The organism is Streptomyces sp. NPDC007896, from assembly GCF_042959425.1.
In the GTDB taxonomy this organism is placed as follows: Bacteria; Actinomycetota; Actinomycetes; order Streptomycetales; family Streptomycetaceae; genus Streptomyces.
In genome coordinates, this window is the sequence record NZ_JBIBKX010000010.1 from 333,357 (window position 1) to 359,074 (window position 25,718).

Sequence of the window (25,718 nt, forward strand, 5' to 3'; positions counted from 1 at the left end):
TCTGGGTGAGAGTGTGTGGTTTGGCCCAATCCTATGGGTCCGGGGCCGATGCCCGCGCCCGGGTTTGCCTCAGGCCCCTTTCCCAGCCGCGCCACCCGTGACGGTTCGTGTACGAGGTGGAAGTCGCCGGTGGGGGTTCCTCGCCGTCGGCGCCGACCCGTCCGGGGACCGACACCACCGTCCAGAACCTGCGAACCGCCCGCGGCTGATCGCGCAGTTCCCCGCGCCCCTGACGGGGCCGCGTCCTCCACCGTGATGAACCTGCGGACCGTCCATGGCTGGGCGCTCAGTTCCCCGCGTTCCCGTCGGGGCCGCATTCTCCGCCGTGATGAAGCTGCGGGCCGTCCGTGGCTGATGGTGCGGTTCTCCGTGCCCCTGGCGGGGTGCGGACGCCGACGGCGACGGCGAACAAGCCGCACGGGAGAGGTCCGCTTGTCGGGTGGCCGTCACGGGTGGTGCGGCGGTGGGAGAACCCGGCGGATGCCCCACGAACCGGCACCCGACAACGAACCGCCGGAACTACTCCGCCGCCGGCAGCGCGGCACGCGGCCGCTGCCAGCCGCGCGACCCCCGCGCCAGCAGCCACGCCGTCGCCTCCTCCGGAGGCATCGCCGCCGCGACCAGCCACCCCTGCACCGCGTCACACCCGAGATCCCGCAACCGCTCCCACGTCTCGTCGTCCTCGACACCCTCCGCCACGACGAGCAGCCCCAGCGAATGCGCGAGATCGACGGTGCAGCGCACGATCTCCGCGTCCTCGTTGTCCACGGCGAGCCGCGCGACGAAGGACCGGTCGATCTTCAGCTCGCTCACCGGCAGCCGCCGCAGATGCACCAGCGAGGAGTACCCCGTACCGAAGTCGTCCAGCGACATCTTCACGCCGTGCCCGGTCAGCCCGGCCAGCGTGTCCGCGGCTCGCTGCGGGTCCTCGAGGAGCACATGCTCCGTTATCTCCAGTTGCAACGCCCCCGCGGGGACCCCGTGCCGGGCGAGCCGCGCGGCGACCGAGCCCGCGAAACCGGGGGTGTGGACGTCCCGCGGGGACACGTTCACCGCGACCGGTACGCGCAGTCCCTGTGCCCGCCAGCGCGCGACCTGGGCGAGCGCGGTCTCCAGCACGTACTCGGTGAGGTGCGGCATCAGCCCGGACGACTCGGCGATCGCGATGAACTCGTCCGGCGGCACCTTCCCCCGCTCGGGATGCACCCAGCGGACCAGCGCCTCGAGCCCGGCCACCTGTCCGTCGAAGCGGACCTTCGGCTGGTAGTGCAGTTCGACGTCACCGGCGTCCAGCGCCCGGCGCAGATCCCCGAGCAGACCGAGCCGGTCCGGCGTGTTCGAGTCCCGCTTGGACTCGTACACCTCCACCCCCGTACGGTCCCGCTTGGCCTGGTACATCGCCACGTCCGCCCGCCGCAGCAGCCCCTCCGCGTCCAGCGCGTGGTCGGGAAAGACGGCCAGCCCGGCGCTGGCCTCCAGGACGAGGGTGAGTCCGTCGAGGTCGAGCGGCGAGCCGAGGGCGGCGACGAGATTGCGGGCGACCCGCGTGGCCGACGTGGTGGAGTCGGCGACGGGCAGTAACACGGCGAACTCGTCCCCGCCGAGCCGCGCGGCCTCCGCCCCGCGCGGCAGCGCCAGCCGCAGCCGATCGGCTATCTGAAGGAGCAGTCGGTCACCGGCGAGGTGCCCCAACGTGTCATTCACGGAACGGAAGCGGTCGAGGTCGATCAGCATCAGGGCGGAGCGCGCACCGATGCGCTCGGCATCGTCCAGAGCCGTCCAGGTCCGTTCGAGCAGCCATTGGCGGTTGGGCAGTCCGGTCAGCGGGTCGCGCAGTTGCTCCTCGGCCCGGACGCGGGCGATCCACAGGGTGGAGTCGAGTGCGATGAGGGGGATCGAGAACAGCGGCAGCAGCATCGGCTGGGCGACCGCGACCACACAGATCAGCGGCGCGATACCGAGCAGCGCGACGGCGACCAGGCCCTGCCTGACCAGCGCCGTGCGGGTGGCGGTGGGCAGTCCGCCGGTGCCCGGCGCGTGCAGGTACCAGAGCAGGACGCGGGTGACCGCGAGATAGGCGGTCGCGACCAGCACCACCTCGGGTGCGGCGTAGAAGTTCCAGCTCTCCGGATTCCAGGGCGCCTCCACGGACGGCACCCGCCCGAACATGGCGAGGACCAGCGCTCCGGCGCCGATGCCGAGGATGTCGACCGCGCCGTGCAACACCCCCTGGCGCCAGCGGCCTCGGCGGGCGGCGCCGACCAGCACGACGACGGTCAGGCTGACCATCCCGGCGGCCACCCAGCCGTACAGCAGCAGGACCGCGAGGGTGAGCGCGGCGCCGGAGCCCGTGCCGCCCCACCAGCGGGCGCGGCCGAGGGCGACCAGATGGCCGACGATGATGCCGGTCAGTACGGCCAGCGACCAGCCGACCGCGCCGGACGGGAAGAGTGCGTGGTGGCCGCTGAACGCCCGGTAGAAGCCGCCGCCGAGGACGAACGCGGCCATCCCGACGACCGCGACGGGCAGCGTGGGCAAGGAGATGCGCCGTTCGGGATCGTGACCGGACAGGCCGCCGCCACGCCCGGCGGTGAGCCTGCCGACACCCGGGGCCGGAGCCGTTACGGTGAGGGGTGGTGCGGAGCCCTGCCCGCCCGTGCCGAGGCGCTCCGACGAACGCCCCGTCCGGAGGCCGGCCATCCACGCGCCGGTCATCCGGCGCAGGCGCAGCCGTGAGTCCGGGGCGGCGCTCTCGGTCGGTTCCATTCCCGTCCCTCTCACAGCCGGCGGTGCCCACGCCACGCGGTCCGTTGCCGGCGACAACTGCCAACGGCACCGCGTCTGAAAACCCTTCCCCAGACTCTTGTGGAGCAGGGGATGCCCCAACCGCAGCTGGGCACGGCAGGCGCACACCTCAACAGTAGGCCGCAGAAGGCTTCTACGGGCAGCGGTCGACGACGGTTGCCCGAATGCGACCCGGCCACCCGTATGCATCTGATATGCGCCGAACGGGTGGTCTTCAACCGCTACTCCCCGGTCGGGAGGGCGACTTCCGCGGCGGCCTCCGGTCCCTGTTCGAGCAGGACGGTGAAGCCCTCCTCGTTCAGAACCGGCACCTTCAGCTGCATCGCTTTGTCGTACTTAGATCCTGGATTGTCGCCCACGACCACGAAAGACGTCTTCTTCGAGACCGAACCGGTCACCTTCGCTCCCCGGCTCTGAAGGGCCTCCTTCGCGCCGTCCCGCGTGTGGTGTTCGAGCGTGCCGGTGACGACGACGGTGAGTCCTGCGAGCGGCCTCGGGCCCTCGTCCTCGCCGGAACCCTCGTCCTCCAACCGGACGCCGGCGGCCTTCCATTTGCGGATGATCTCGCGGTGCCAGTCCTCCGTGAACCACTGCTTGACCGAGGTCGCGATGATCTCGCCGACCCCGTCGACCGCGGCGAGTTCCTGCTCGGTGGCCTGCTCGATGCGGTCGATGGAACGGAACTCGCGGGCCAGCGCCTCGGCGGCCACCGGGCCGACGTGCCTGATGGAGAGTCCGTTGATGAAGCGGGCGAGCGGCCGGCTCCTGGCCTCGGCGATGTTGTCCAGCAGGGCGAGCGTGTTCTTCTTCGCCTCACCCTGCTGGTTGGCGAAGACCGTGACGACCTTCTCCTCACCGGTCTTGGGGTCCCGCTTGGGCAAGCCGCTGTTCTGGTCGAGGACGTAAGCCTTGATGGGGAGCAGCTGCTCGACCGTGAGGTCGAAGAGGTCGCCCTCGTCGACGAGCGGCGGAGCGGCGGGCTCCAGCGGACGGGTCAGCGCCGCCGCGGCCACATTGCCGAAGTGCTCGATGTCGAGGCATTCCCGGCCCGCGAGGTAGGAGACGCGCTCTCTCAACTGGGCCGGGCACGTACGGCCGTTGGGGCAGCGCAGGTCGATGTCGCCTTCCTTCATGGCACGCAGCGGCGTCCCGCACTCGGGGCACTCGGCCGGCATCACGAACTCACGCTCGGTGCCGTCGCGGAGATCCACCACCGGCCCGAGGATCTCCGGGATGACGTCACCGGCCTTACGGAGCACGACCGTGTCCCCGATGAGGACGCCCTTGGCCTTCACGACCTCCTGGTTGTGCAGAGTCGCGAACTCGACCTCTGAGCCGGCGACGGTGACCGGCTCGACCTGCGCGTACGGAGTGACGCGTCCCGTTCGGCCGACGCCGACCTTGATGTCGACCAGCTTGGTGTTGACCTCTTCCGGCGCGTACTTCCAGGCGATGGCCCAGCGTGGAGCGCGGGCCGTGGAACCGAGGCGGCCCTGGAGACGGATCTCGTCGAGCTTGACGACGACTCCGTCGATCTCGTGCTCCACGGAGTGCCGGTTCTCGCCGTAGTACGCGATGAACTCCCGTACGCCGTCGAGGTCGTCGACCACCTTCGCGTACCGCGTGGTCGGCAGGCCCCAGGAGTGCAGCAGTGTGTACGCCTCGGAGAGGCGGGTGAGGCCCTCGAAGCCCTCCAGGGCGCCGATTCCGTGGACCACCATGTGCAGGGGGCGGCTCGCGGTGACGCGGGGGTCCTTCTGGCGCAGCGAACCCGCCGCCGCGTTGCGCGGGTTGGCGAAGGGCTTGTCGCCGGACTGCACCAGGCGGGCGTTGAGCTCCTCGAACTTCTCCATCGGGAAGTAGACCTCGCCGCGGATCTCCACCAGGTCCGGGACGTGGTCGCCCTTGAGGCGGTCCGGAATCTCCGCGATCGTGCGCACATTGGGCGTGATGTCCTCGCCCGTGCGGCCGTCGCCGCGGGTCGCCCCGCGGGTGAGGCGGCCGTGCTCGTAGGTCAGGTTGACCGCGAGGCCGTCGACCTTCAGCTCGCACAGGAAGTGGTGGTCCGGGGTGCCCACGTCCTTGGCGACGCGCTCGGCCCAGGCCGCGAGCTCCAGGTCGCTGAAGGCGTTGTCCAGCGAGAGCATGCGCGAGCGGTGCTGGACGGAGGTGAACTCGGTCGCGTACGCGCCCGCGACCTTCTGGGTCGGGGAGTCGGGGGTGCGCAGCTCGGGATACCGCTCCTCCAGGGCCTCCAGCGAGCGCAGCAACTGGTCGAACTCCGCGTCGCTGACGACCGGCTGGTCCTTCACGTAGTACCGGAAGCGGTGCTCCTCGATCTGCTCAGCGAGCTGCGCGTGCTGCTCCCGCGCCTCGGCGGGCAGGGAATTGGGCTGTGCGTCCTTGTCGCCGGCCACCGTATTGTCCTCCCGTTACTCTGGGTTGTCCGCGAGGGATCTCGCCGCCCGGGCGCAGTGGGCGAGTGCCCGGCGCGCGTACTGCGGGGAAGCGCCCGCGAGTCCGCACGACGGAGTGACCGTGACCGCCTCCGCGAGAAGACCCGGATGCAGCCCCAGCCTGCGCCACAGCGTCCTGACACCCATGACGCTACCGGCAGGGTCTGACAATGGTCCGTCCGTGCCCGGCACGACACCGGCGAACAGCCGGGTGCCGCCCTCCACCGCCTCGCCGATGACATCGTCGTCACGCTCGGTGAGCAGTGAGAAGTCGAACGAGATGGCCGCGGCCCCCGCCCTGCGCAGCAGCGCGAACGGTACGTCGGGTGCGCACGAGTGCACCACGACCGGGCCGTCGGTGTGCACCCCGACGACGTCCCGCAGCGTCGACTCCACCCGTTGCCGGTCGACGGCGCGGTGGGTGCGGTAGCCGCTGGCGGACTTCACCTGGCCACGCAGCACCGCGATGAGCGAGGGCTCGTCGAGCTGCAGCACGATCTGGGCGCCGGGCACCCGGCGCCGTACCTCGTCGAGGTGCGTGCGCAGCCCCTCGGCGAGCGATCCGGCGAGGTCCCGGCAGGCGCCGAGGTCGGAGAGCGCCGCCTCGCCGCCCCGCAGCTCCAGTGCGGCGGCCAGCGTCCAGGGGCCCACGGCCTGTACCTTGAGCGGCCCCTCGTAGCCCTGGGTGAACTCCTCCAGCGCGTCGAGGTCTTCGCCGAGCCAGGACCTGGCCCGCTTGGTGTCGCGCCCGGGCCGGTCCCCGATCCGCCAGCCGCTGGGCTCCACGCGTGCGTAGAGCTCGACCAGCATCCCGGCGGTCCGTCCGATCATGTCCGCGCCGGGTCCCCGGGCGGGCAGCTCGGGCAGGAACGGGAAGTCCTCGAAGGACCCGGTCACGGTCTTGGTGGCCTCGCGGGCGTCGTCGCCGGGCATGGATCCGACCCCGGTGGCGGGGCCCCAGGTGAAGCTCATCGTCCCGGCCGCACGGTCAGGTCGTTGACCTCCGCGTCGCGCGGCAGGTCGACGGCCATCAGGATCGTCGTCGCGACGGACTCCGGGTCGATCCACTTCGAGGCGTCGTACTCCTTGCCCTCCTGCTGGTGGACCTTCGCCTGCATGGGGCTCGCCGTCCGGCCGGGGTAGACGGAGGTCACCCGGACGCCCCCCGCGTGCTCCTCGTGGCGCAGGGAGTCCGCGAGGGCCTTCAGGCCGTGCTTGGAGGCGGCGTACGCGGACCAGTCGGCGTGCGCGGCGAGGCCGGCGCCGGAGTTGACGAACACGACGTGGCCCTGGGCGACGCGGAGTTGCGGCAGGAAGTGGCGGGTCAGCTCGGCGGGGGCGATCAGGTTGACGTTGAGCTGGTGACGCCAGGACTTGGGGGTCAGCTCCCCGACGGGGCCGAGGTCGACCACGCCCGCGATGTGCAGGAGCGAGTCGACGCGCTCGGGCAGGGACTGGTGCGAGAACGCCCAGGAGAGCTTGTCCGGGTCCGCCAGGTCGCCGACCAGTGTCCGGGCCCCGGGGAACTCGGCCGCCAGTTCCTTCGCGCGGCCCGCGTCACGCGCGTGGAGCACGAGGTCGTCCCCGCGCGCGTGCAGACGGCGGGCGACGGCCGCGCCGATACCGGAGCCCGCCCCGGTGATCACATGTGTAGCCATGGACGCCATGCTCGCATCACTGGGTGCCCACGCCCGCGGCGGGAGCCGCTGATGTCACAGCCTCCAGGTAGGCCAGCGCCCCTACCGGCTCCTCGGCGAAGAACACCAGGTCGGTGAGCGGGCACGGCAGGAAGCCCTCGGCGTCCATGCGGCGGAACTGCTCCTTCAGGCCGTCGTAGAAGCCCGCCGTGTTGAGCAGGACGACCGGCTTCTCGGTCTTCCCGTGCTTCTTCAGCTCCAGGATCTCGGTCGCCTCGTCGAGGGTCCCGGTGCCGCCCACCATGATCACGACGGCGTCGGCCTTGGCCAGGAGCAGCGCCTTGCGCTCGGCGAGGTCCCGGGCGAACACCATCTCGTCGGCACCCGCCCGCGCCGTGGCCGCCAGGAAGTCCACGGAGACGCCCAGCAGCCGTCCGCCCGCCTCCTGCACCCCGTCGGCGACCACCTTCATCAGCCCGACGTCGGAACCGCCCCACACCAGCGAGTGGCCGCCCTTGCCGAGGAGTTCGGCGAACTCCCGTGCGGGTCGGGTGTAGCGGTCGTCGAGGTCGGCGGCGGAGAGGAAGACGCAGATATTCATGTGCCTACGGTACGAGGGAAGAACCCGGGTCCCACGCGCGCTGTACGGGTATGGCCAATGGACACACGATCACGATCGAACAGGGCACGGAGCGGGTACGCGTCGTGCACGGCGACCAGGTGCTGGCGGAGAGCGACCGTCCCCTGGTGCTGCGCGAGACCGGCTGTCCCGTGCGTTACTACCTACCGGCCGAGGACGTCCGCCTGGACCTGCTGACGACCTCCGACACCCACACACACTGCCCCTTCAAGGGCGACGCGTCCTACTGGTCCCTGCCCGACGCCCCCGACCTCGTCTGGTCCTACCCCGACCCCAAGCCGGACGTCGCCCGGATCAAGGACCACTTCTGCTTCTACGAAGTCGAAGTGGCGTAACGCACCCTTCGAGGTGGCCCGCGAGGCCGCGCAGGGTCGCGGACACGGCACCCCAGGGGACGTACGGCGTCCTGGACGGCCTCGCCCCGCTCCTGACGGAGTTCTTCGGCGAGGCCGGTCAGACCCCGGAAAGGCCCTAGACGCTCGCCGTCGCGCGGGTGGTCGTCGCGATCGTCGCCGAGCCGACCACGCGCGTGCCGTCGTACAGGACGATCGCCTGGCCGGGGGCGACGCCGCGGACCGGCTCGGTGAACGTGACCTCGAGTTCGCCGTCGATCAGCTCGGCGGCGACCTCCGTCTCGCCTCCGTGGGCGCGGAGCTGGGCGGTGTAGGTGCCCGGGCCGGTGGGGGCGGCGCCGCACCAGCGGGGCTTGATGGCGGTCAGCCCACTGACATCGAGGGATGCCGCCGGACCCACCGTCACCGTGTTGTTCACCGGCGAGATGTCCAGGACGTAGCGCGGCTTGCCGTCCGCGGCCGGGGTGCCGATGCGCAGCCCCTTGCGCTGCCCGATCGTGAAGCCGAACGCGCCCTCGTGGGAGCCGATGACCGACCCGGACTCGTCGACGATGTCGCCCTCCGCCTTGCCCAGGCGGTTCGCCAGGAAGCCCTGGGTGTCGCCGTCGGCGATGAAGCAGATGTCGTGCGAGTCGGGCTTCTTGGCGACGGCCAGGCCCCGCAGTTCCGCCTCCGCGCGGATCTCGTCCTTCGTCGTCACCGTGTCACCCAGCGGGAACAGCGCGTGGGCGAGCTGACGGTCGTCGAGGACCCCGAGGACGTACGACTGGTCCTTGGCCATGTCCGAGGCGCGGTGCAGCTCGCGCGTGCCGTCCTCGTTCACGATCACCTTGGCGTAGTGGCCCGTGCAGACCGCGTCGAAGCCGAGCGCGAGCGCCTTGTCGAGCAGGGCGGCGAACTTGATCTTCTCGTTGCAGCGCAGACACGGGTTGGGGGTGCGCCCGGCCTCGTACTCGGCGATGAAGTCCTCGACCACGTCCTCGCGGAAGCGCTCGGCGAGGTCCCACACGTAGAACGGGATGCCGATGACGTCCGCTGCGCGGCGGGCGTCGCGCGAGTCCTCGATGGTGCAACAGCCTCGCGCGCCCGTGCGGAACGATTGCGGGTTGGCGGAGAGCGCGAGGTGCACGCCCGTCACGTCGTGACCGGCTTCCGCCGCGCGGGCGGCGGCGACGGCGGAGTCCACGCCGCCGGACATGGCGGCGAGGACGCGGAGGGGGCGGGGGCGCTGCGAGGTCTCAGTCATAGCCCCTCCAGAGTACGGGGCCGCGGGAACCGAAGCCCGCGGGTATCCGTTGATGATCGCAACGGGGACCGCCGGAGGACGGGCGGGCACGAAGGACGGGGCGGACGCGATGAGTGAGGCCGCGCAGAACACAGAGAACACAGGCAACACAGGCAACACAGGCAACACGGCGACCACCGAGGCCACAGGGACCGGGGGAACCAAGGGGGCCGCGGTCGGCACAGGGACCACGGGAACCACGGGAACCACGGGGGCTGTGGGCACCACGGGGATCACCGGAGCCGGAGAATCCTCCGGGAGCAGCGGGAGCAGCGGGGGCGGCGGGGGCGGCGTGGGCGCGAACAAGACCAAGGGGCGTGCCGGCCGGGACCGCGACCGGCGGATCGGACGGCGGGCGCTGCTGATCGGCGGCGCCGCGGCCGCCGTGGGCACAGCGGTGCTCGCACGCGGCGAGCTCGGCCACCTGTGGTGGCGGCTGCCCGGCGTCGAGAAGCCCCGGGTGGCGGGTGCCGTCGACTTCCGGGGTGCGCAGTGGGTGGCCGCCTCGTCGGCGAACTGGCGGCGGGCGGACCGGCCCGACGACTACGGGATAGACCGGGTCGTCATCCACGTCACCCAGGGCAGCTACCGAAGCGCCGTGAAGGTCTTCCAGGACCCGGCACACGGCGCGGCGGCGCACTACATCGTGCGCAAGGACGGGCACATCACCCAGATGATCCGCGAGCTGGACGTGGCGTTCCACGCGGGCAACCGGGGGTACAACGAGCGGAGCGTCGGTATAGAGCACGAGGGCTTCGTCGAGCGCGCCTCGTCGTTCACGGACGCCATGTACGCGGCCTCGGCGCGGCTGACGGCCGCCGTCTGCGGGCGGTACGGCATTCCCGTCGACCGTGCGCACATCATCGGACACGTCGAGGTGCCGGGCACGGACCACACCGACCCCGGGCGGTACTGGGACTGGGACCGGTACATACGACTCGTACGACAGGCCCGCACCGCGGCGCAGCCGACGCGCACAGCCGGGGCGTAGCTGCCAGAGAGCGCTTTCGATGTGCGCTCACAGACAGCGGTACGCAGGGCTCAAGTCACCTAATCGTGATGCTGTGAGGCACTCGCGGGACGCGCCTGTCCATTGCGTCCCGTGCTGCCGATGTGACCAGCGACACGTCAACTCTCCTTCTTTCGAGGGGAGTTGATCCTGACTTTTAGTCATCGGATTTCACAGCGAAGACGGCGTTCTCCTAAGTCGACCCAAGTCTTCACACAGCCCTTAGGTCGAGAGTCCACCGCCATGACGCACACCACACAGCCCGCCTCCGGCGCGGGCAAGGACAAGGGCCAGTCCAAGACCAAGGGCAAGGGCATGCACCGCCGCAAGTTCCTCGGCGGGATGGCCGGGGCGGGCATCGCGGCGGTGACCGCCGGCGGCACGGCCATCGCCTTACTGACGAACGCGACACAGAACAAGGCGCACGCCGCAGGCACCACGCTGACCATCCCCGACCTCCTGGAGGGGACCACCTCGGACGGCACCACGACGTTCACCCTGGAGGCGAAGACCGGCACCAGCGAGGTGCTCAGCGGAGTGACCAGCACGACCGCGGGCTACAACCAGTCGTTCCTCGGCCCCACCATGAAGTGGACCTCCGGCGACACCGTCCTGCTGAACATCACCAACAGCCTCACCGAGGACACCACCGTCCACTTCCACGGCGCACACGTCCCGCCCAGCATGGACGGCGGCCCGCAGAACGCCTTCGCCGCGGGGAAGACCTGGTCGCCCACCTTCACGGTCAAGGACGAGGCGAAGACGCTCTGGTACCACCCGCACGCCCTGGGCACCACGGCGGAGCAGGCCACCCACGGCCTCGCGGGCATGATCATCGTCGAGGACGACTCGGACGCGTCCGCGGCCCTGCCCAGCACCTACGGCACCGACGACATCCCGATCATCCTGCAGTGTCTGGCCACGGACAGCGCGGGAGACATCAAGTACAACCTGAGCGGCTACCTCAGCAACGGTCTCAGCTTCCCGCTGCTGTGCAACGGCACGAACGTCGACGACACCACGCTCTCCTTCACCGCCACCAAGAAGCGCACCCGCTTCCGGCTGCTCAACGCCTCACCGTCCGACATCATCACCGTCCAGCGCAGCGACGGCGCGACGCTCACCCAGATCGCCACCGACCAGGGCTATCTGACGGAGGCCACCGAGGTGGCGTCGATCCGACTGGTGGCGGGCGCGCGGGCCGAGTTCGTCATGGAGCTCAGCGACGCGGTGACCCTGGAGGCCGTGGTGACGACGGGCTGGGTGCGCGGCGGCAGTGGGACGTACGAGTTCCTGACCGTCACCCCGGACACCTCGGACACTCCGGAGACCCTGCCGACCCTCAACACCATCACCCGTTACGACACCAGCGACTTCACCGCCCGGACGATCACGCTGGGCCAGAGCGGCACAACGATGACGATCAACGGCTCCGCCGGGACGAGCATGTCCTCGATGGCGATGATCAGCACCACCCTGGGCGCCGAGGAGGTGTGGACGGTCAAGAACAGCACGCAGCTTGAACACTCGTTCCATCTGCATGATGTGCCGTTCCAGTTGATCTCCATCAACGGGGAGGATCCGACGGGCGTCCAACTGGGCTGGTACGACACGTTCGAGGTGGTCGGCGGCGGTTCCATCGAGATCGCGATGAAGTTCACCGACTTCTCGGACAACACCTACATGTACATGCTCCACTGCCATCTGCTGCAGCACGAGGACGAGGGCATGATGGCGTCCCTCATGGTGACGGACAGCTAGCGCCTGTCCGGCCCTGCGGTCGGGCGCCGGCGTGTCAGGTCAGACCTGCCGTCCGCGCCCGCTCCACCGCCGGGCCGATCGCCTTGGCCACCGCCTCGACGTCCGCCTCCGTGGAGGTGTGGCCGAGGGAGAAGCGCAGGGTGCCGCGGGCCAGGTCGGGGTCGGTGCCGGTGGCCAGCAGGACGTGGCTGGGCTGGGCGACCCCCGCCGTGCACGCGGAGCCCGTGGAGCACTCGATGCCCTGGGCGTCCAGCAGAAGCAGCAGGGAGTCGCCCTCGCAGCCCGGGAACGTGAAGTGCGCGTTGGCGGGCAGCCGGCCCCCGGCCGCGGGGTCGCCGCCGAGGATCGCGTCGGGCACGGCAGCGCGTACCACCTCGACCAGGCCGTCGCGCAGGGCGCCGATCTCGCGGGCGAACCACTCGCGCTGCTCGGCGGCGAGCCGCCCGGCGACCGCGAACGAGGCGATGGCGGGTACGTCGAGGGTGCCGGAGCGCACATGCCGCTCCTGGCCACCGCCGTGCAGCACGGGTACAGGGGTGTACTCGCGGCCCAGCAGCAGGGCGCCGATGCCGTACGGGCCGCCGATCTTGTGGCCGGAGACGGTCATCGCGGCGAGACCGGACGCGGTGAAGTCGACGGGCACCTGGCCGAAGGCCTGGACCGCGTCGGCATGCAGCGGGATCCCGAACTCGGCCGTGACGTCGGCCAGTTCGCGGACCGCCATCACCGTGCCGATCTCGTTGTTGGCCCACATGACGGTGACGAGGGCGACGTCGTCGGGGTTTCGGGCGATGGCCTCGCGCAGGGCGTCCGGGTGGACGCGGCCGTAGGAGTCGACGGGCAGGTACTCGACCGTGGCGCCCTCGTGTTCGCCGAGCCAGTGGACGGCGTCGAGGACGGCGTGGTGTTCGACCGGGCTCGCGAGGACCCGGGTGCGGGCCGGGTCGGCGTCGCGGCGGGCCCAGTACAGGCCCTTCACGGCGAGGTTGTCGGCCTCGGTGCCGCCGGAGGTGAAGACGACCTCGCTGGGGCGGGCGCCTAGGGCCTCCGCCAGGGTTTCGCGGGCTTCCTCGACCGTCCGCCGGGCGCGGCGGCCGGCGGCGTGCAGGGAGGAGGCGTTGCCCGTGACGCTCAGCTGGGCGGTCAGCGCCTCTACCGCCTCGGGGAGCATCGGTGTGGTCGCGGCGTGGTCGAGGTAAGCCATGATGGGCCCGATTCTACGGGCCGTCCGTCCACGGCCTCGGCCCCCGTCGGGGTAGCCGTCTGCCCGCCCCTCGTTCCGCGCTGGATCGAACGCCTCGTTCGGCGGCGGCTCAGAAGTTCCAGGACACCGTGCTGTCGAACTGCATGAACGCCACCAGCACCAGTAGATCGGCGATGCCGAGGCTCAGGCCGAGGAAGGCGCGGCCCCGGCGGGCGGTGCCGCGCCAGAGGGCGACGGAGGCCAGGGCGATGGCGATCGGACCCAGGAAGACGTTCAGGACCAGCAGGCCGAGGAGGCCGAGGATGAAGGAGGCGACGGCCATGCCGTCGGCGTCCTTGGTGCCGGTCCCGCGGGTGGGCGCATTGGCCGCGGGCGCGGTGGGCGCGGGCGCGGTGGGCGCGGGCGCGGTGGGCGCGGGCGCGGTGGGCGCGGTGGGCGCGGGCGCGGTGGTGAGGCCGGTTCGCTCGGTGAGTTCCATGACGTGAGTCAGCTCCCAACAATCAGTTGGTGGAGGTGTGGCGCCGGCGGGCGTTGCGCTCGCGGACCGCGAAGACGGCCAGCCAGACGCCGATGACGGCCGCGGCGACGAGGGTGACGGGCAGCGGGGCGTGGGCTACGGAGCCCATCACGACACCCAGCAGCAGCAGGACGGCGACGAGGAACAGCATGAGGTGCCTCTCGACGGTGAACCCCGATTGTTTCGGGGACTTGACGACTCAGTGAACGGTTGTAGTAACACTTGTTCACTGACTCCAGAGTCTAGCGCGTCGCCCGGCTTTTCAATTACAGAGAACAGTTGTTAACTGCATGGTATGAGTCACACTCTCGGCATCCGGCAGGCCCAGAAGCAGAAGACCCGTCAGGCGCTCCTGGACGCGGCGCTGGAACTGCTGGAGGAGCAGAGCCTGAGCAGCCTGGGTCTGCGCGAGGTGACGCGCGCGGTCGGAGTCGCGCCGACCGCCTTCTACCGGCACTTCCGCTCGACGGAGGACCTCGGCGTGGCGCTGGTCGAGGAGGCGCTCGGCAGTCTGCACCCGATGATCGGGGACACGGTCTCCGCGGCCGGCGACAGCGCCGGCCGCATCGAGCGCGCGGTCGACCTGATCGCCCACCATGTCGATTCCCATCCCGCGCACGTCCGTTTCATCGCGCGCGAGCGGCACGGCGGCGTCCAGCGGGTGCGGCAGGCGATCAGGGAGCAACTGGAGCGGTTCGCCGAGGAGGTGAAGGTCGAGCTGGCCAAGCACCCCGAGTCGGAGGGCTGGAGCGACGACGATCTGCTGATGCTCGCGGGACTGTACGTCGACCAGATGCTGATGACGGCCTCGCTCTATCTGGAGGCGCTGGAGGCGTCCGAGGAGGAGCGGGAGCGGGTGGCCCGTGTCGCGACCCGCCAGATGCGGCTGATCGCCATCGGCCGCCGCAACTGGCTGGGGTGACGCGCCCGTCCCCAAAGGGCGGGGTGACGACACCCGTTCACCAAAGGGCGAGGTGACGCACCCGAGTATCGAGTACGTCACCCCTGAGAGAACCGGGACGGGCTCAGCCCTGTGCCGCCTGCCCGCTGGGCTGCCCGCTCGGCTGCCCCCCGCCGCCCGGGCCGCCGCCGCAGCCGCCCTGACCGCCACCCTGGCCACCGCCCGGACCGCCGGACGGCATGCCCGAGGGACCGCCGGAGGGCATCTTGCCGGTGGGCATGTTCGACGGCGTCCCGGAGGGCGAGCCCGTGGGCATCCCGGAGCGCCCGCCGCTCGGCATGCCCGACGGGCCTCCGCTCGGCATGCCGGAGGGCCGCTGACAGTTCTGGCTCGAGTTGCCGCTGTTCGAGGACGACGAGTCGCCCGAGCCGCAGGCCGCCAGCAACGGCGAGAGCGCCAGCAGGGCGACGGCGGGGACGAGTCGGGCACGACGGTTCATGAGGTAACTCCCAGTCAAGTCACGTGGACCGGTTTATGAAGGCCGGATGAGTGCGGGATGAGCGTGGCCAGAGGACCAGATCCACGTAGGGCCGCGCTGTGCCGAACCTGTGGTTACCTGTGGGTCAACTTCCCTCGTGCGGGGCCCGATCCCCGCCGTACACCGCACCGATCGCGGCCGCCGCCCCGGCCAGTTCCGCCCGCGCCTGCGGCGGCGAGAGCACCTCCACCGCGTCCACGAAGGCCAGCAGCGTGCGGGCCTCGCGGACGACGCCGTACGACAGGTGCGCGAGGACCCACTCGCTCTCGCCGTCGTCCTCCGGGAGCGCTGTGAGGGAGGCCGCGTTGAGCCTGAGGAACATGTCGAGGCGGGCACGCCGTACCCGAACTGTGACATCGAGACCGCCCGGCCGCTCCTCGACCTGGCGCCGCAACACCTCCCAGACGTCTCCCAGTTCGACGCCCGGGCGCCGCTTCACGGGATCGCCCAGGAGCGTCGCCGAGCGCACCCGGTCGGCCCGGAACAGCCGCGGCTGCCCGCGCCGGTCGGCCACGAGATACCAGACGCCCGCCTTGGACACGAGCCCGTACGGGTCGACGGTGTAGGTGCTGGGCTCGGTGTGCCCGCCGTGCCGGTAGCTGAGCCGCAGCCTGCGGTCGGCGAAGACCGCGTCCTGGAGCACCTCCAGGTCCACGGCCCGCTGGGGGCCGCCCTTCCAGCGCGTCGCGTCGACGAGGATCCGGCGGCTGGTCACCTCGGCGGCCGGGCGGTGCGGCGCCGGCAGCGCGGCCATCACCTTGCGCAGCGCGGAACCGAGCGCCGCGTCCAGACCGAGCGCGGCGTGCGCGCCCTGCGCGGCCAGGATGAACAGCGCGCGGGACTCGTCGGCGGTCAGTCCCGTGACGTCCGTACGGAATCCGGCGAGCAGTTCGATGCCGCCGTGCCGCCCGCGCTCGGCGTACACCGGGACGCCGGAGGCCGAGAGGGCCTCGATGTCGCGGTAGATGGTGCGCACCGACACCTCGAGCCGGTCGGCGAGTTCGTGTGCGGGGACGCGGCCGCGGGTCTGCAGCAGCAGAAGGATCGAGAGCAGGCGGTCGGACTTCACGCGCACCAGGATCGCGCACCGCGGATCACGGCCGCCGATGCCCGCCGAAGCTCGTCCGAAGCCCACCGTAAATGTTGACGGAAACTGTCAGGTTATCCAGCGAACCTGAGGCGCAACGGCACGACAGCGCAACGCCGACACGCGCTACCTGATACGCGCCACCGCCACACCTACGCCGACAGAGGTCCGCCATGAACATCGACCCCCGCCCCCTCTACTCCCGCGCCACCGAGCAGATCGCCGCTCTGGTCAAGACGGCTCGCCCGGAGCAGCTCACCGGTCCCACCCCGTGCGCCGAGTTCGACGTACGGACCCTGCTGTCGCACATCGCGGGCGGTACCCGCCGGATCGCCGTGGTCGGCGCGGGTGGCGACGGAATGGCCGTACGACCGTTCCTCGACGGCGTCGAGGACGACCGCTGGAGCGCGGCGTACGACGAGGTCAGGACGGAGGTCCAGAAGTCCTGGGCGGACGACGCGCGCCTGGACGCCCTCGTCACCGTGCCGTGGGGCGAGGCCCCCGGACGTATCGCCCTGGCGGGCTATGTGATGGAGGCCGTCACCCACACGTGGGACCTCTCCGAGTCCCTCGGACGGCCGCTCGCACTCGATCCCGAGTTGGCCGAGTTCGCGCTCGGGATCGCCCGGCGTGTGCTGCCGGACGAGCGGCGCGACGACGACGAGGAGCTGCCGTTCGACTCGGCGGTGCCGGCCCCCGAAGGGGCCGACGCCTACGGACTGCTCGCGGCCTATCTGGGCCGGCGACCGCTCAGCTGAGCCGGACCCGGGCGAGCTGGCGGGACTGCGCGACCAGCCGGTCCGCGCTGTCCCACACCTCGGCGTCCTCCTCCAGGAAGCCGCCGGCGAGGTTGCGGGTGGTGATCGACACCCGCAGCGGGCCCGGCGCCGGACGGCAGCGCACATGGACCGTCAGTTCGACCGTCGGCACCCAGCCGGAGATGCCGAGCTCGAAGGCGGTGGGCGGCAGCGCGTCCACCGCGAGGAGCAGCGAGAGGGGGTCGGGGTCACGGCCGTCGGCGAGCCCGAACCAGGAGCGCATCTCGCCCTTCCCGGACGGCGCCCCCAGGGCCCAGCCGAGGGTCGCGGGGTCGAGCTTGAGCATCAGCCGCTCGGTGATGGCGGAGCTGCCGTCGACGGGCGCCGGTCCGTCCTGCGGCCCGAAGCAGTGCTCCATGGGCGGGATCGCGGGCGGTGTCGCCGTGGTGCGGACGTCGTCGGGCAGGGCGTCGAGATCGCCGTACGAGGCGAGCACGCGGATCCGTTCGACCTCGCGGCCCTCGTCGTCGAACTGGAAGAGCGAGGCCTGCCCGGTCGACAGGGTCCGCCCCGTCCGGACAACGTCCGTTCGGACCACTGCCGGACCGGGCTGCGACGCGGTCAGATAGTGGGCGGAGACGGTGAACGGGTCGCTGTGCGGCAGGGCGTCGGCGAGGGCGCGGCCCAGGACGGCGAGCAGATAGCCGCCGTTGACGGCGCTGATGATGGTCCATCCGGCGGACAGGTCGATGTCGTAGACGCCGGGTTCGCGCAGGGTGACCGCGGTGTCGCGGTCGAACTCGCTGTCACCGATCGCGGCGCGCGCGGCCTGTGCGGTAGCTGCTTCTGACATGCCTGAACGGTACAACAGGTGATTACTAAGCGGTAGCTTTTACTGTTTCGGGCATGTGAACCCCGTCACCCCAGAGTGAGGTTTCGGCAATTTCTTGGTAAGTGTCCGAACTCTTCCGTGAACCAACGGCATCGGATCCCCCTCTCCAAGGACATAGAACCCGATGCAGCTGCAGACCGTTGATCCAGCCCGTCACAGGAAGAGCCGCACACACCGTGAGCCTCACCGGAACGCCGTTCCTCCTCACCGCCATCGTCCTGGTCGCGGTCGCCCTGATCCTTCCCCTCGTGCTGTGGTCGCGCATTCCCGGCCCCAAGGTGCTGCGCAGCGTGGCCCGGATGGTGATGCTGCTGTTCGCCCAGGGCACCGCGATCACCCTGGTCTTCGTGCTCGTGAACAACGCCAACAGCCTGTACGACAACTGGGCCGACCTGCTCGGCACGGGCAACCACGTGCGGACGGCCGCCAACCTCGGCCGTGACGGCACCGGCGGCATCTCGCTGCACAGTCTCCCCAAGGTCCGCCAGACATTCTCGGCGGCCGACGGCCCCGGTATGTCCCAGGCGGGCGGGGTGAAGGTCACCCAGCTGCACGGCCAGGTGTCGGGTGTGGACGCGGAGGTCTACGTCTGGCTGCCGCCGCAGTACAACGAACCCGCCTACCGCAACCGGAAGTTCCCCGTCGTGGAGCTGCTGCCCGGCTATCCGGGCTCGGCGAAGGCGTGGTTCGGTTCGCTGAAGGTGCATGAGCAGTTGTTGCCGCTGATGCGCGACGGGCAGGTCGCGCCGTTCATCCTGGTGGCGCCGCGCACGAATCTGCTGGCCAAGACGGACACCGGCTGCGCGAACGTGCCCGGCAAGGTGAACGCCGACACCTGGCTCAGCATCGACGTGCCGAAGATGGTGGTGGACAACTTCCGGGCGAAGTCCGCGCCGGACGGCTGGGGCGTGGCCGGCTACTCGGCCGGGGCACACTGCGCGGCCAAGCTCGCCGTCGCTCACCCCGACCGCTACCGGGCCGCGGTGAGCATGTCCGGGTACAACGACCCGATCGGCGAACGCAACTCGCTCACGGCACGGACCCTGACGCTGCGCCGGGAGAACAATCCCTACCTGCTGCTCAAGGCCTACCGCACGCCGCCCCGCATCTCCCTCTACATCTCCGGCGAGGCTCATGACGGCTACGAGGCCGGCGCGGCGCTCCAGTCGATCGCGAAGGCGCCGACGAGCGTCCAGGTGGTGCTGCTGCCGCGGAGTGCGGGCGGCCACAACATGGCCCTGTGGCGGCCGCAGATCCCGGAGACCTTCCGTTGGCTGACCCTGCAGATCGGGCCGGGGGCCCACGCTAAGGAGTCTCCGACTCCGTCGCCGTCGACCGGCGGTGCCAAGCACGCGGCGCTCGCCAGTGGTACCGCATCGCGAGCAACCGCAGGACGAAAGCGGTGACAGCGGCGAGCCCGCTGGTGAACGGGGACAGCGCGTCGTAGCGGATGCACAGGACCACCATCGTGGCGCCGACGATCGCTGGGACCGCGTACAGATCGCGGTCCCAGCGCAGCAGTGAGGGCACCTCGTTGGCGAGGACGTCGCGCAGCACACCGCCGCCGACCGCGGTGGCCAGGCCCAGGGCCGCGGACGGGGTCAGGCCGAGGCCGTACTCGTACGCCTTCGTGGTGCCCGCGACGCAGAACAGGCCGAGTCCGGCCGCGTCGAAGACGTTCACCGCGACCTGGATGCGCTCCACCTCGGGGTGGAGGAAGAACACCAGCAGGGCGGCGAGCAGCGGGGTGCTGAAGTAGCCGAGATCGGTGAACGCGGCCGGGGGTACGGCCCCGATGACCATGTCGCGGAACAGCCCTCCGCCCAGTGCGGTGACCTCCGCGAGGACGGCGATGCCGAAGACGTCGAAGTTCTTGCGGACGGCCAGCAGGGCGCCGGAGATCGCGAAGACGAAGATCCCCACGAGGTCGAGCACATGCTGGACGGAGGGGGTGAACAGTTCCTGAAGCACCCGGACATTCTCACCTGTCGCGGGGCTTGCGCCTTACAAAGGAAGGCTTACAGGGCTGGTTTCCCTGTGGTGAACAGCCAGGTCTGGAAAAGGTCGTCGAGCTGTCGTCCCGAGATCCTCTCCGCGAGGTGGATGAAGTCGGCGGTGTTGGCGTTGCCGTACTTGTGGAGCTTCGTCCAGGCGGGCAGCAGTTTGAAGAACGCGGTGTCGCCGATGCGCTCGCGCAGCATCTGGAGGGTCATCGCGCCGCGCTGGTAGACCGCCGAGGCGAACATGGTGTCGCGCTGCGGGTCGGCGACGACGGTCCCCCAGAAGGCGGAGTCCGCGGGCCGCGCGTTGTACCCGGCGAGGAAGGAGTCGTGCGCCGAGCGGATCCCCTTGTGCTCGGACCACAGCCACTGGGCGTAGGTCGCGAAGCCCTCGTTCAGCCAGATGTCCTTCCAGCGCTCCACCGACACGGAGTCGCCGAACCACTGGTGGGCCAGCTCGTGCACGATGGTCGACTCCGAGCGCACGGCGGAGTACGCGGGCTTCGACTGCACCTCCAGCGAGAACCCCGCCTCCGGCATGTCGTCGACGATCGCGCCGGTCTCCTCGAAGGGGTAGGGCCCGAAGACCTGCGACCAGTAGTCGGTGGCCTCGGCCGTCACGGCGTACACGTCGACGCTGTTGCTGCCCGCGAGCACCGGGTCGATGGCCACGTAGATCGGCGTCCCGGCCGGGGTCGTCCCCGTCTTCACGTCGAACTTCCCGATGGTCGCGGTCGCGAGGTAGGTCGCCATCGGCCTGCTCTCGCGCCAGTGCGCGAACGTGCTGTCGCCCTTGTCGTACGTCGATATCAGCCGCCCGTTGGAGACGCCCGTCAGGCCCTTGGGTGCCTTGATCCGGATGTCGTAGGTGGCCTTGTCGGAGGGGTGGTCGCTGGAGGGGAACCAGGTGGAGGCGGCGTTGGGCTCACAGGCGACGAAGACTCCGTCGGCGGTCTTCATCCACCCGTAGTCGGAGCCGAAGACGATGGGACCGTTGAGGGCTTCGGGAACGCCGCCGTAGGTGACGGTGACGGTGAAGGTCCCGCCCTTGCGGATCGCCCCGTGCGGGGTGATGTGGATCTCGTCGCCGTCGCGGGTGAAGTCGGCGCGTCTGCCGTTCACTTCGACGCGCGTGACCTCCAGTTTCTGGAGGTCGAGGTCGAAGGAGGAGAGGGACTGGGTGGCGCGGGCCGTGAGCGTCGTACGGCCGTCCAGGCGGTCGGTGTCCGGGTTGTACGCCACGTTCAGGTCGTAGTGGCGGGCGTCGAAGCCGCCGTTGCCGAGCTGAGGGAAGTAGGAGTCGCCGATGCCGTCGGCGCCCGGGGTCGGGGCGGAGGAGGCGGCGATGACGAGGAAGGAGGCCGCCGCGGTCGCGAGGGCCCCTAAACGTGCCGAACGGGAGAGTGCCATGAGCGTCCCTTTCGTACGTGTTCCGATCGTTCCCGATCAGTTGGACACGCGAGACTCTGCACTCTTCCATCCGGGCATGTTCATGACTTTACCCAATCGTCATGCCCTACCCGCCAGTTGACTCCTGACGACCGCCTTCCGGTCCCCCCGGACGGGCGGATACAGTCCGCCATTTGACCGCACGAAGACCCTGGCATTCCCGAGTCTTTACCGCCCGGATCGGCAGGCTCAATTGTTGCTCAACTCCACAGAATGTGATTGACCGGTCTCGGTCAACTTCATACGCTCATTCCAGCTTGACGGGCTCCGCCGAAACGGAGGCCGGACCACTTGCATGGGGGAAATTCATGCGTAAGAGAACCAAGCTGGCCACACTCGTCGTCGCCGGAGTAATGCCGCTCGTCGCGGGTGCGGCGCCGGCCTCGGCGGTCGTCACTCCGAAAAGGTCGTGCCCGGTCGATTACGGGGTCCTGATCACCTCGCACTCGTCCTATCGGATTCCCGCCTCGGGGGCGTACTTCAAGGACGGCCCGGGCGGCACCATCACCGCCTCCGTCACCAGGGCGTCCACCATCACGTACAGCCTCTCCACCTCCCTGGAGGTGAGCGCGAGCTACCTGTTCGCCTCGGCGAAGGCCTCGGTGAGCGGCAGCATCACCAAGTCCGTGGCGGTCACGACCGGCCACACGTACTCGCACAACATCCACTCCAACAAATACGGGAATCTGCAGTACGGTTCCAACGGCTTCAAGGTCGGATGGGAATCGAACCGCACGAACCCGAACTGTTCGGTGACGACGCTCGCGAGGGGTACGGCCAAGCTTCCGGCGACTTCGGTCGGCTGGCACTACTGGGAAACCAGTTCCTGACAATTCTTCAAAACAAATGCCCCGGTAACCATTTCTCTGGTTACCGGGGCATACGTTTCGGTGAATTCACACCGCCCTGTTCACTTCTGGCTGTCGGTTCCCGACTCCTCCGACGAGTCCGATTCGCCGACGGCGGCCGATTCGGAAGCCTCTTCGGGGGCGGCCTCCTCGGGGGCGGCCTCCTCGGTGACAGCCTCCTCGGTGGTGGCGGCCTCCTCGGCAGGCTCGGTGGCCGTCGCCGCGGCGGGCTCCGGAGTCTCCTCCGTGGATTCCAGTTCCGCGGCCACCGCAGCCGACGTCTCCGCCGACTCCGCCAGCACCTCGTCGGCCACGAGCGCCGCGGCCTCCTTCGCCGCGGACAGCAGCACCGTGTCCTGCGGCGCCTGGTCCTCGAAGTTCTCCGGGTGGTGGCAGGCGACCTGCTGGCCGGGCTTCAGCTCCAGGAGCGGCGGCTCGGTCGTCTTGCAGATCTCCGTGGCCTTCCAGCACCGCGTGTGGAAGCGGCAGCCGCTCGGCGGCGAGATCGGCGAGGGCACGTCGCCCTTGAGCAGGATGCGCTCGCTCTTCACGTTCCGGCGCTTGGGGTCCGGAATCGGCACCGCGGACATCAGCGCCTTGGTGTACGGGTGCATCGGCGCCTTGTAGAGCGAGTCGCGGTCGGCGAGCTCCACGATCTTGCCGAGGTACATCACCGCGATCCGGTCCGAGACGTGCCGGACCACCGACAGGTCGTGCGCGATGATCACGTACGTGAGGCCGAGCTCCTGCTGCAGGTCGTCGAGAAGGTTGACGACCTGCGCCTGGATCGACACGTCGAGCGCCGAGACCGGCTCGTCCGCCACGACCAGCTTCGGGTTGAGCGCGAGCGCGCGGGCGATGCCGATGCGCTGGCGCTGGCCGCCGGAGAACTCGTGCGGATAGCGGTTGTAGTGCTCGGGGTTGAGGCCGACGACCGACAGCAGTCGCTGGACCTCCTTCTTGACGCCGCCCTCGGGAGTGACGCCCTGCAGCTTGAACGGGGCACTGACGATCGTGCCGATCGTGTGCCGGGGGTTCAGCGACGAGTACGGGTCCTGGAAGATCATCTGGACGTCACGGCGCATCGGGCGCATACCGCCCACACCGAGGTGCGTGATGTCCTTGCCCTGGAACTCGACCTTGCCCGCGGTCGGTTCGAGCAGCCGCGTGATGAGCCGGCCCATCGTGGACTTGCCGCAGCCGGACTCGCCCACGACGCCCAGGGTCTCCCCGGAGCGCACCTCGAAGTCGAGGCCGTCGACGGCGCGCACGGCACCGACCTGACGCTGCAGCAGGCCCTTGCGGATGGGGAAGTGCTTCTGCAGCCCGGTCACCTTCAGCAGGACGTCACCCGGGGCGGCGTCCTTGGTGAGGGTGGCGCCGCCTTCGTCCTGTGCCTGTGCGGGAATGGTCACTTCCGCGTCCTTGGCTTTCTCGCTCACAGCTTCGGCGCAATCTCTTCGGTCCAGATGCGTTCCCGCTGCTCCTGGGTCATGTGGCAGGCGGCCCAGTGCCGTCCGCCGACCTCGGTCAGCTCGGGGCGGACCGTGCGGGTCACGTTGTCCTTGGGAACGTCCGCGTACGGGCAGCGCGGGTTGAAGGCGCAGCCGGACGGGATGTTGATCAGCGAGGGCGGGGAGCCCTTGACGGGGATGAGGCGCTCGGTCTGCTCACGGTCCAGGCGCGGCATCGAGCCGAGCAGCCCCCAGGTGTAGGGGTGCCGGGGCTCGTAGAACACCTTCTCGGCCGGACCGCGCTCGATGCAACGGCCGCCGTACATCACCAGGATGTCGTCGGCGAGCTCCGCGACGACGCCCAGGTCGTGGGTGATGATGATGACCGCGGAGCCGAACTCCTTCTGCAGGTCCCGCATCAGGTCGAGGATCTGCGCCTGGACGGTCACGTCCAGGGCGGTCGTCGGCTCGTCCGCGATGAGCAGCTCGGGGTTGTTGACCAGCGACATCGCGATCATCGCGCGCTGGCGCATACCGCCGGAGAACTCGTGCGGGTAGCTGTCGACGCGCTTGTCCGGCTGCGGGATGCCCACGCGGTCGAGCATCTCGACCGCGCGGCGCTTCGCCGTCTTCTTGTCCACGTTGTGGTGGATGCGGTACGCCTCCACGATCTGCTGACCGATCGTGTAGTACGGGTGCAGCGCGGACAGCGGATCCTGGAAGATCATCGCCATCTCGCGGCCGCGCAGCTTGCGTACGTAGTCCTGGTCGGCGGACAGCAGTTCGGTGCCGTTCAGCCAGATCTCGCCGGAGATCTGCGCCTTGCGCTTGCCGTACTGGCCGGCCGTGTGCAGGCCCATGATGCCGAGCGAGGTCACCGACTTGCCGGAGCCGGACTCGCCCACGATCCCGAGGGTCTTGCCCTTCTCCAGCTGGAAGCTGAGCCCGTCGACGGACTTGACCAGACCGTCGTCGGTCGGGAAGTGCACCTTCAGGTCGCGTACTTCGAGGAAGGCGGAGGGCGCGGGCGAGTCCTTGACGGGCTCGGCCACCGCTCCGCTCTTGCTGAGTTCGGTCATGAGAGCCTCACTCGGGGGTCGATCACGGCGTACAGGACGTCCACCACGAGGTTGGCGAGAAGCACCGCGAGAGAAGTGATCAGGGTGACACCCAGGATGATGGGCAGGTCCTGGTTCTTGATGGCGTCGAGCACCGCGCGGCCGAGGCCGGGCAGGTTGAACGTCGACTCCGTCAGGATGGCGCCGCCAATGAGGGCGCCGAGGTCCATGCCCAGCATGGTGAGGATGGGGGTCATCGTGGAGCGCATGGCGTGCTTGCCGATGACGACCTGCTCCTTGAGGCCCTTGGCACGTGCCGTGCGGATGTAGTCCTCGCCGAGGATCTCCAGCATGGTGGCGCGGGTGATCCGGGCGTACATCGCCGCGTACAGGAAGGCGAGGGTGATCCAGGGCATGATCATGCCGCCGAACCAGCCGCTGACGCTCTGGTCGAGCGGCACGTACTGCGCGTTGATCCAATGCAGTCCGAAGGTGAAGATCGCCAGGCTGAGCATGCCGGTGAAGTAGATGGGGAGGGAGACACCGGAGAGGGCGACAACCATCGCACCGCGGTCCCAGATGCTGCCCCGCTTGAGCGCGGAGAGCACACCGGCCGCGACACCGAAGACCAGCCACAGCACGGCGGCACCGAGCGCGAGCCCCAGGGTCACCGGGAAGCGGTCGGTGAGCACCGGCCAGACGGCCTGCTCGCTGCGGAAGGAGTAGCCGAAGCAGGGCGCGGCGCAGTGCGTGACGTCGCCGCCGCCCGAGTAGGTGCGGCCGGCGAAGATGCCCTTGAAGAACTCCCAGACCTGGGAGTAGATCGGGTCGCTCAGGCCCAGCTTCTGCCGTACGGCCTCGACGGCTGCCGGGTCGGCCTGCTTGCCCACGAAGCTCGAGGCGATGTCGACGCCCGCCCACTTGGGGACGAGGAAGAAGATGCCGAAGACCACCATGACGATGACCACGAGCATCACTGCGGCGGCGAACAGCCGCCTGATGAGGTAAGCGAGCACAGCTTACGGCCCGCCGCGGGGCCGCGGGCCACCGGAGGTCATCCGATGGC

24 protein-coding genes are annotated in these 25,718 nt (G+C 69.9%); 7 read left to right on the forward strand and 17 right to left on the reverse strand.

The window, feature by feature from the left end; all coding sequences use genetic code 11:
* Positions 1–519: 519 nt before the first annotated feature.
* From ACFZDJ_RS31115 to ACFZDJ_RS31135, 5 genes are all read right to left on the reverse strand, one after another.
* Positions 520–2,766, reverse strand: a complete 2,247-nt coding sequence (locus tag ACFZDJ_RS31115; protein ID WP_391063759.1) for an EAL domain-containing protein — start codon at positions 2,764–2,766, stop codon at positions 520–522.
* A gap of 260 nt (positions 2,767–3,026) precedes the next feature.
* Complete coding sequence (gene ligA, locus ACFZDJ_RS31120) at positions 3,027–5,222, reverse strand: NAD-dependent DNA ligase LigA (RefSeq protein ID WP_391063762.1); 2,196 nt, start codon at positions 5,220–5,222, stop codon at positions 3,027–3,029.
* 15 nt (positions 5,223–5,237) lie between these two features.
* Positions 5,238–6,233: a methionine synthase gene (locus tag ACFZDJ_RS31125; RefSeq protein WP_391063765.1), complete on the reverse strand. Its 996-nt coding sequence runs from the start codon at positions 6,231–6,233 to the stop codon at positions 5,238–5,240.
* The gene (locus tag ACFZDJ_RS31130) at positions 6,230–6,928 is read right to left on the reverse strand and encodes an SDR family oxidoreductase (protein ID WP_101400822.1); all 699 of its coding nucleotides are present in this window, start codon (positions 6,926–6,928) and stop codon (positions 6,230–6,232) included. The genes ACFZDJ_RS31125 and ACFZDJ_RS31130 overlap by 4 nt, the downstream gene beginning before the upstream one ends.
* A gap of 7 nt (positions 6,929–6,935) precedes the next feature.
* Positions 6,936–7,499 (reverse strand): TIGR00730 family Rossman fold protein, encoded by a 564-nt coding sequence (locus tag ACFZDJ_RS31135; protein ID WP_384919247.1) that lies wholly within the window; start codon positions 7,497–7,499, stop codon positions 6,936–6,938.
* Between the two features lie 50 nt (positions 7,500–7,549).
* Here ACFZDJ_RS31135 and ACFZDJ_RS31140 point away from each other — a divergent pair, with 50 nt between their 5' ends.
* On the forward strand, positions 7,550–7,873 hold the full coding sequence (locus tag ACFZDJ_RS31140; RefSeq protein WP_060901251.1) for a DUF427 domain-containing protein: 324 nt from the start codon (positions 7,550–7,552) through the stop codon (positions 7,871–7,873).
* Between the two features lie 136 nt (positions 7,874–8,009).
* Here the strand turns inward: ACFZDJ_RS31140 and mnmA are convergent, their stop codons facing one another.
* Entirely contained in the window at positions 8,010–9,137 is a 1,128-nt protein-coding gene (mnmA, locus tag ACFZDJ_RS31145; RefSeq protein ID WP_390933669.1) for a tRNA 2-thiouridine(34) synthase MnmA, read from the reverse strand.
* A 331-nt stretch (positions 9,138–9,468) separates the two neighbouring features.
* Here mnmA and ACFZDJ_RS31150 point away from each other — a divergent pair, with 331 nt between their 5' ends.
* Complete coding sequence (locus ACFZDJ_RS31150; RefSeq protein ID WP_384919386.1) at positions 9,469–10,167, forward strand: N-acetylmuramoyl-L-alanine amidase; 699 nt, start codon at positions 9,469–9,471, stop codon at positions 10,165–10,167.
* A 261-nt stretch (positions 10,168–10,428) separates the two neighbouring features.
* Positions 10,429–11,946: a multicopper oxidase domain-containing protein gene (locus ACFZDJ_RS31155; RefSeq protein WP_391063768.1), complete on the forward strand. Its 1,518-nt coding sequence runs from the start codon at positions 10,429–10,431 to the stop codon at positions 11,944–11,946.
* Positions 11,947–11,980: 34 nt separating this feature from the next.
* On the opposite strand, the gene ACFZDJ_RS31160 is transcribed toward ACFZDJ_RS31155, so the two are convergent.
* The 3 genes from ACFZDJ_RS31160 to ACFZDJ_RS31170 all read right to left on the reverse strand — a co-directional run bounded on the left by ACFZDJ_RS31160 (position 11,981) and on the right by ACFZDJ_RS31170 (position 13,818).
* Positions 11,981–13,150: an aminotransferase class V-fold PLP-dependent enzyme gene (locus ACFZDJ_RS31160; protein WP_391063770.1), complete on the reverse strand. Its 1,170-nt coding sequence runs from the start codon at positions 13,148–13,150 to the stop codon at positions 11,981–11,983.
* Positions 13,151–13,259: 109 nt separating this feature from the next.
* Entirely contained in the window at positions 13,260–13,472 is a 213-nt protein-coding gene (locus ACFZDJ_RS31165) for a DUF4190 domain-containing protein (RefSeq protein ID WP_248297770.1), read from the reverse strand.
* A gap of 178 nt (positions 13,473–13,650) precedes the next feature.
* Positions 13,651–13,818 carry a hypothetical protein gene (locus ACFZDJ_RS31170; RefSeq protein WP_168495772.1) on the reverse strand — a complete coding sequence of 56 codons (168 nt, stop codon included), beginning with the start codon at positions 13,816–13,818 and terminating at the stop codon, positions 13,651–13,653.
* Between the two features lie 144 nt (positions 13,819–13,962).
* On the opposite strand from ACFZDJ_RS31170, the gene ACFZDJ_RS31175 reads away from it, so the two are divergent.
* Complete coding sequence (locus ACFZDJ_RS31175) at positions 13,963–14,589, forward strand: TetR family transcriptional regulator (RefSeq protein WP_168511404.1); 627 nt, start codon at positions 13,963–13,965, stop codon at positions 14,587–14,589.
* Positions 14,590–14,692: 103 nt separating this feature from the next.
* On the opposite strand, the gene ACFZDJ_RS31180 is transcribed toward ACFZDJ_RS31175, so the two are convergent.
* Positions 14,693–15,067, reverse strand: coding sequence for a hypothetical protein (locus ACFZDJ_RS31180; protein ID WP_217568373.1), 375 nt, complete (start codon positions 15,065–15,067; stop codon positions 14,693–14,695).
* Between the two features lie 124 nt (positions 15,068–15,191).
* Complete coding sequence (locus tag ACFZDJ_RS31185; RefSeq protein ID WP_384919262.1) at positions 15,192–16,175, reverse strand: helix-turn-helix transcriptional regulator; 984 nt, start codon at positions 16,173–16,175, stop codon at positions 15,192–15,194.
* A 191-nt stretch (positions 16,176–16,366) separates the two neighbouring features.
* Between ACFZDJ_RS31185 and ACFZDJ_RS31190 the strand changes: the two genes are divergently transcribed.
* The gene (locus ACFZDJ_RS31190; RefSeq protein ID WP_390933673.1) at positions 16,367–16,951 is read left to right on the forward strand and encodes a TIGR03086 family metal-binding protein; all 585 of its coding nucleotides are present in this window, start codon (positions 16,367–16,369) and stop codon (positions 16,949–16,951) included.
* On the opposite strand, the gene ACFZDJ_RS31195 is transcribed toward ACFZDJ_RS31190, so the two are convergent.
* Positions 16,944–17,804 (reverse strand): acyl-CoA thioesterase domain-containing protein, encoded by an 861-nt coding sequence (locus ACFZDJ_RS31195; protein WP_391063773.1) that lies wholly within the window; start codon positions 17,802–17,804, stop codon positions 16,944–16,946. The genes ACFZDJ_RS31190 and ACFZDJ_RS31195 overlap by 8 nt on opposite strands.
* Positions 17,805–18,019: 215 nt before the next feature.
* On the opposite strand from ACFZDJ_RS31195, the gene ACFZDJ_RS31200 reads away from it, so the two are divergent.
* Positions 18,020–19,249: an alpha/beta hydrolase-fold protein gene (locus tag ACFZDJ_RS31200; protein ID WP_391063775.1), complete on the forward strand. Its 1,230-nt coding sequence runs from the start codon at positions 18,020–18,022 to the stop codon at positions 19,247–19,249.
* Here the strand turns inward: ACFZDJ_RS31200 and ACFZDJ_RS31205 are convergent.
* Complete coding sequence (locus tag ACFZDJ_RS31205; RefSeq protein ID WP_082417539.1) at positions 19,149–19,814, reverse strand: trimeric intracellular cation channel family protein; 666 nt, start codon at positions 19,812–19,814, stop codon at positions 19,149–19,151. The genes ACFZDJ_RS31200 and ACFZDJ_RS31205 overlap by 101 nt on opposite strands.
* Positions 19,815–19,861: 47 nt before the next feature.
* Positions 19,862–21,253 carry a M1 family aminopeptidase gene (locus ACFZDJ_RS31210; protein ID WP_390933675.1) on the reverse strand — a complete coding sequence of 464 codons (1,392 nt, stop codon included), beginning with the start codon at positions 21,251–21,253 and terminating at the stop codon, positions 19,862–19,864.
* A 347-nt stretch (positions 21,254–21,600) separates the two neighbouring features.
* Here ACFZDJ_RS31210 and ACFZDJ_RS31215 point away from each other — a divergent pair, with 347 nt between their 5' ends.
* Positions 21,601–22,122, forward strand: a complete 522-nt coding sequence (locus ACFZDJ_RS31215; RefSeq protein ID WP_129592101.1) for a hypothetical protein — start codon at positions 21,601–21,603, stop codon at positions 22,120–22,122.
* An 80-nt stretch (positions 22,123–22,202) separates the two neighbouring features.
* On the opposite strand, the gene ACFZDJ_RS31220 is transcribed toward ACFZDJ_RS31215, so the two are convergent.
* The 3 genes from ACFZDJ_RS31220 to ACFZDJ_RS31230 are packed head-to-tail and all read right to left on the reverse strand — an operon-like array spanning position 22,203 to position 25,668.
* Positions 22,203–23,555, reverse strand: a complete 1,353-nt coding sequence (locus ACFZDJ_RS31220; protein ID WP_391063777.1) for a dipeptide ABC transporter ATP-binding protein — start codon at positions 23,553–23,555, stop codon at positions 22,203–22,205.
* A 23-nt stretch (positions 23,556–23,578) separates the two neighbouring features.
* On the reverse strand, positions 23,579–24,673 hold the full coding sequence (locus ACFZDJ_RS31225) for an ABC transporter ATP-binding protein (protein ID WP_382315507.1): 1,095 nt from the start codon (positions 24,671–24,673) through the stop codon (positions 23,579–23,581).
* Positions 24,670–25,668, reverse strand: coding sequence for an ABC transporter permease (locus tag ACFZDJ_RS31230; protein WP_101400798.1), 999 nt, complete (start codon positions 25,666–25,668; stop codon positions 24,670–24,672). The genes ACFZDJ_RS31225 and ACFZDJ_RS31230 overlap by 4 nt, the downstream gene beginning before the upstream one ends.
* Between the last annotated feature and the right edge of the window lie 50 nt (positions 25,669–25,718).

Bases quoted from the DNA above. Each gene is read 5' to 3' on its own strand.
- ACFZDJ_RS31115 (WP_391063759.1), bottom strand. From the start codon at position 2,766: ATGGAACCGACCGAGAGCGCCGCCCCGGACTCACGGCTGCGCCTGCGC.
- ACFZDJ_RS31125 (WP_391063765.1), bottom strand. From the start codon at position 6,233: ATGAGCTTCACCTGGGGCCCCGCCACCGGGGTCGGATCCATGCCCGGC.
- ACFZDJ_RS31130 (WP_101400822.1), bottom strand. From the start codon at position 6,928: ATGGCGTCCATGGCTACACATGTGATCACCGGGGCGGGCTCCGGTATC.
- ACFZDJ_RS31135 (WP_384919247.1), bottom strand. From the start codon at position 7,499: ATGAATATCTGCGTCTTCCTCTCCGCCGCCGACCTCGACGACCGCTAC.
- ACFZDJ_RS31140 (WP_060901251.1), top strand. From the start codon at position 7,550: ATGGCCAATGGACACACGATCACGATCGAACAGGGCACGGAGCGGGTA.
- mnmA (WP_390933669.1), bottom strand. From the start codon at position 9,137: ATGACTGAGACCTCGCAGCGCCCCCGCCCCCTCCGCGTCCTCGCCGCC.
- ACFZDJ_RS31155 (WP_391063768.1), top strand. From the start codon at position 10,429: ATGACGCACACCACACAGCCCGCCTCCGGCGCGGGCAAGGACAAGGGC.
- ACFZDJ_RS31160 (WP_391063770.1), bottom strand. From the start codon at position 13,150: ATGGCTTACCTCGACCACGCCGCGACCACACCGATGCTCCCCGAGGCG.
- ACFZDJ_RS31165 (WP_248297770.1), bottom strand. From the start codon at position 13,472: ATGGCCGTCGCCTCCTTCATCCTCGGCCTCCTCGGCCTGCTGGTCCTG.
- ACFZDJ_RS31170 (WP_168495772.1), bottom strand. From the start codon at position 13,818: ATGCTGTTCCTCGTCGCCGTCCTGCTGCTGCTGGGTGTCGTGATGGGC.
- ACFZDJ_RS31175 (WP_168511404.1), top strand. From the start codon at position 13,963: ATGAGTCACACTCTCGGCATCCGGCAGGCCCAGAAGCAGAAGACCCGT.
- ACFZDJ_RS31180 (WP_217568373.1), bottom strand. From the start codon at position 15,067: ATGAACCGTCGTGCCCGACTCGTCCCCGCCGTCGCCCTGCTGGCGCTC.
- ACFZDJ_RS31190 (WP_390933673.1), top strand. From the start codon at position 16,367: ATGAACATCGACCCCCGCCCCCTCTACTCCCGCGCCACCGAGCAGATC.
- ACFZDJ_RS31195 (WP_391063773.1), bottom strand. From the start codon at position 17,804: ATGTCAGAAGCAGCTACCGCACAGGCCGCGCGCGCCGCGATCGGTGAC.
- ACFZDJ_RS31210 (WP_390933675.1), bottom strand. From the start codon at position 21,253: ATGGCACTCTCCCGTTCGGCACGTTTAGGGGCCCTCGCGACCGCGGCG.
- ACFZDJ_RS31215 (WP_129592101.1), top strand. From the start codon at position 21,601: ATGCGTAAGAGAACCAAGCTGGCCACACTCGTCGTCGCCGGAGTAATG.
- ACFZDJ_RS31225 (WP_382315507.1), bottom strand. From the start codon at position 24,673: ATGACCGAACTCAGCAAGAGCGGAGCGGTGGCCGAGCCCGTCAAGGAC.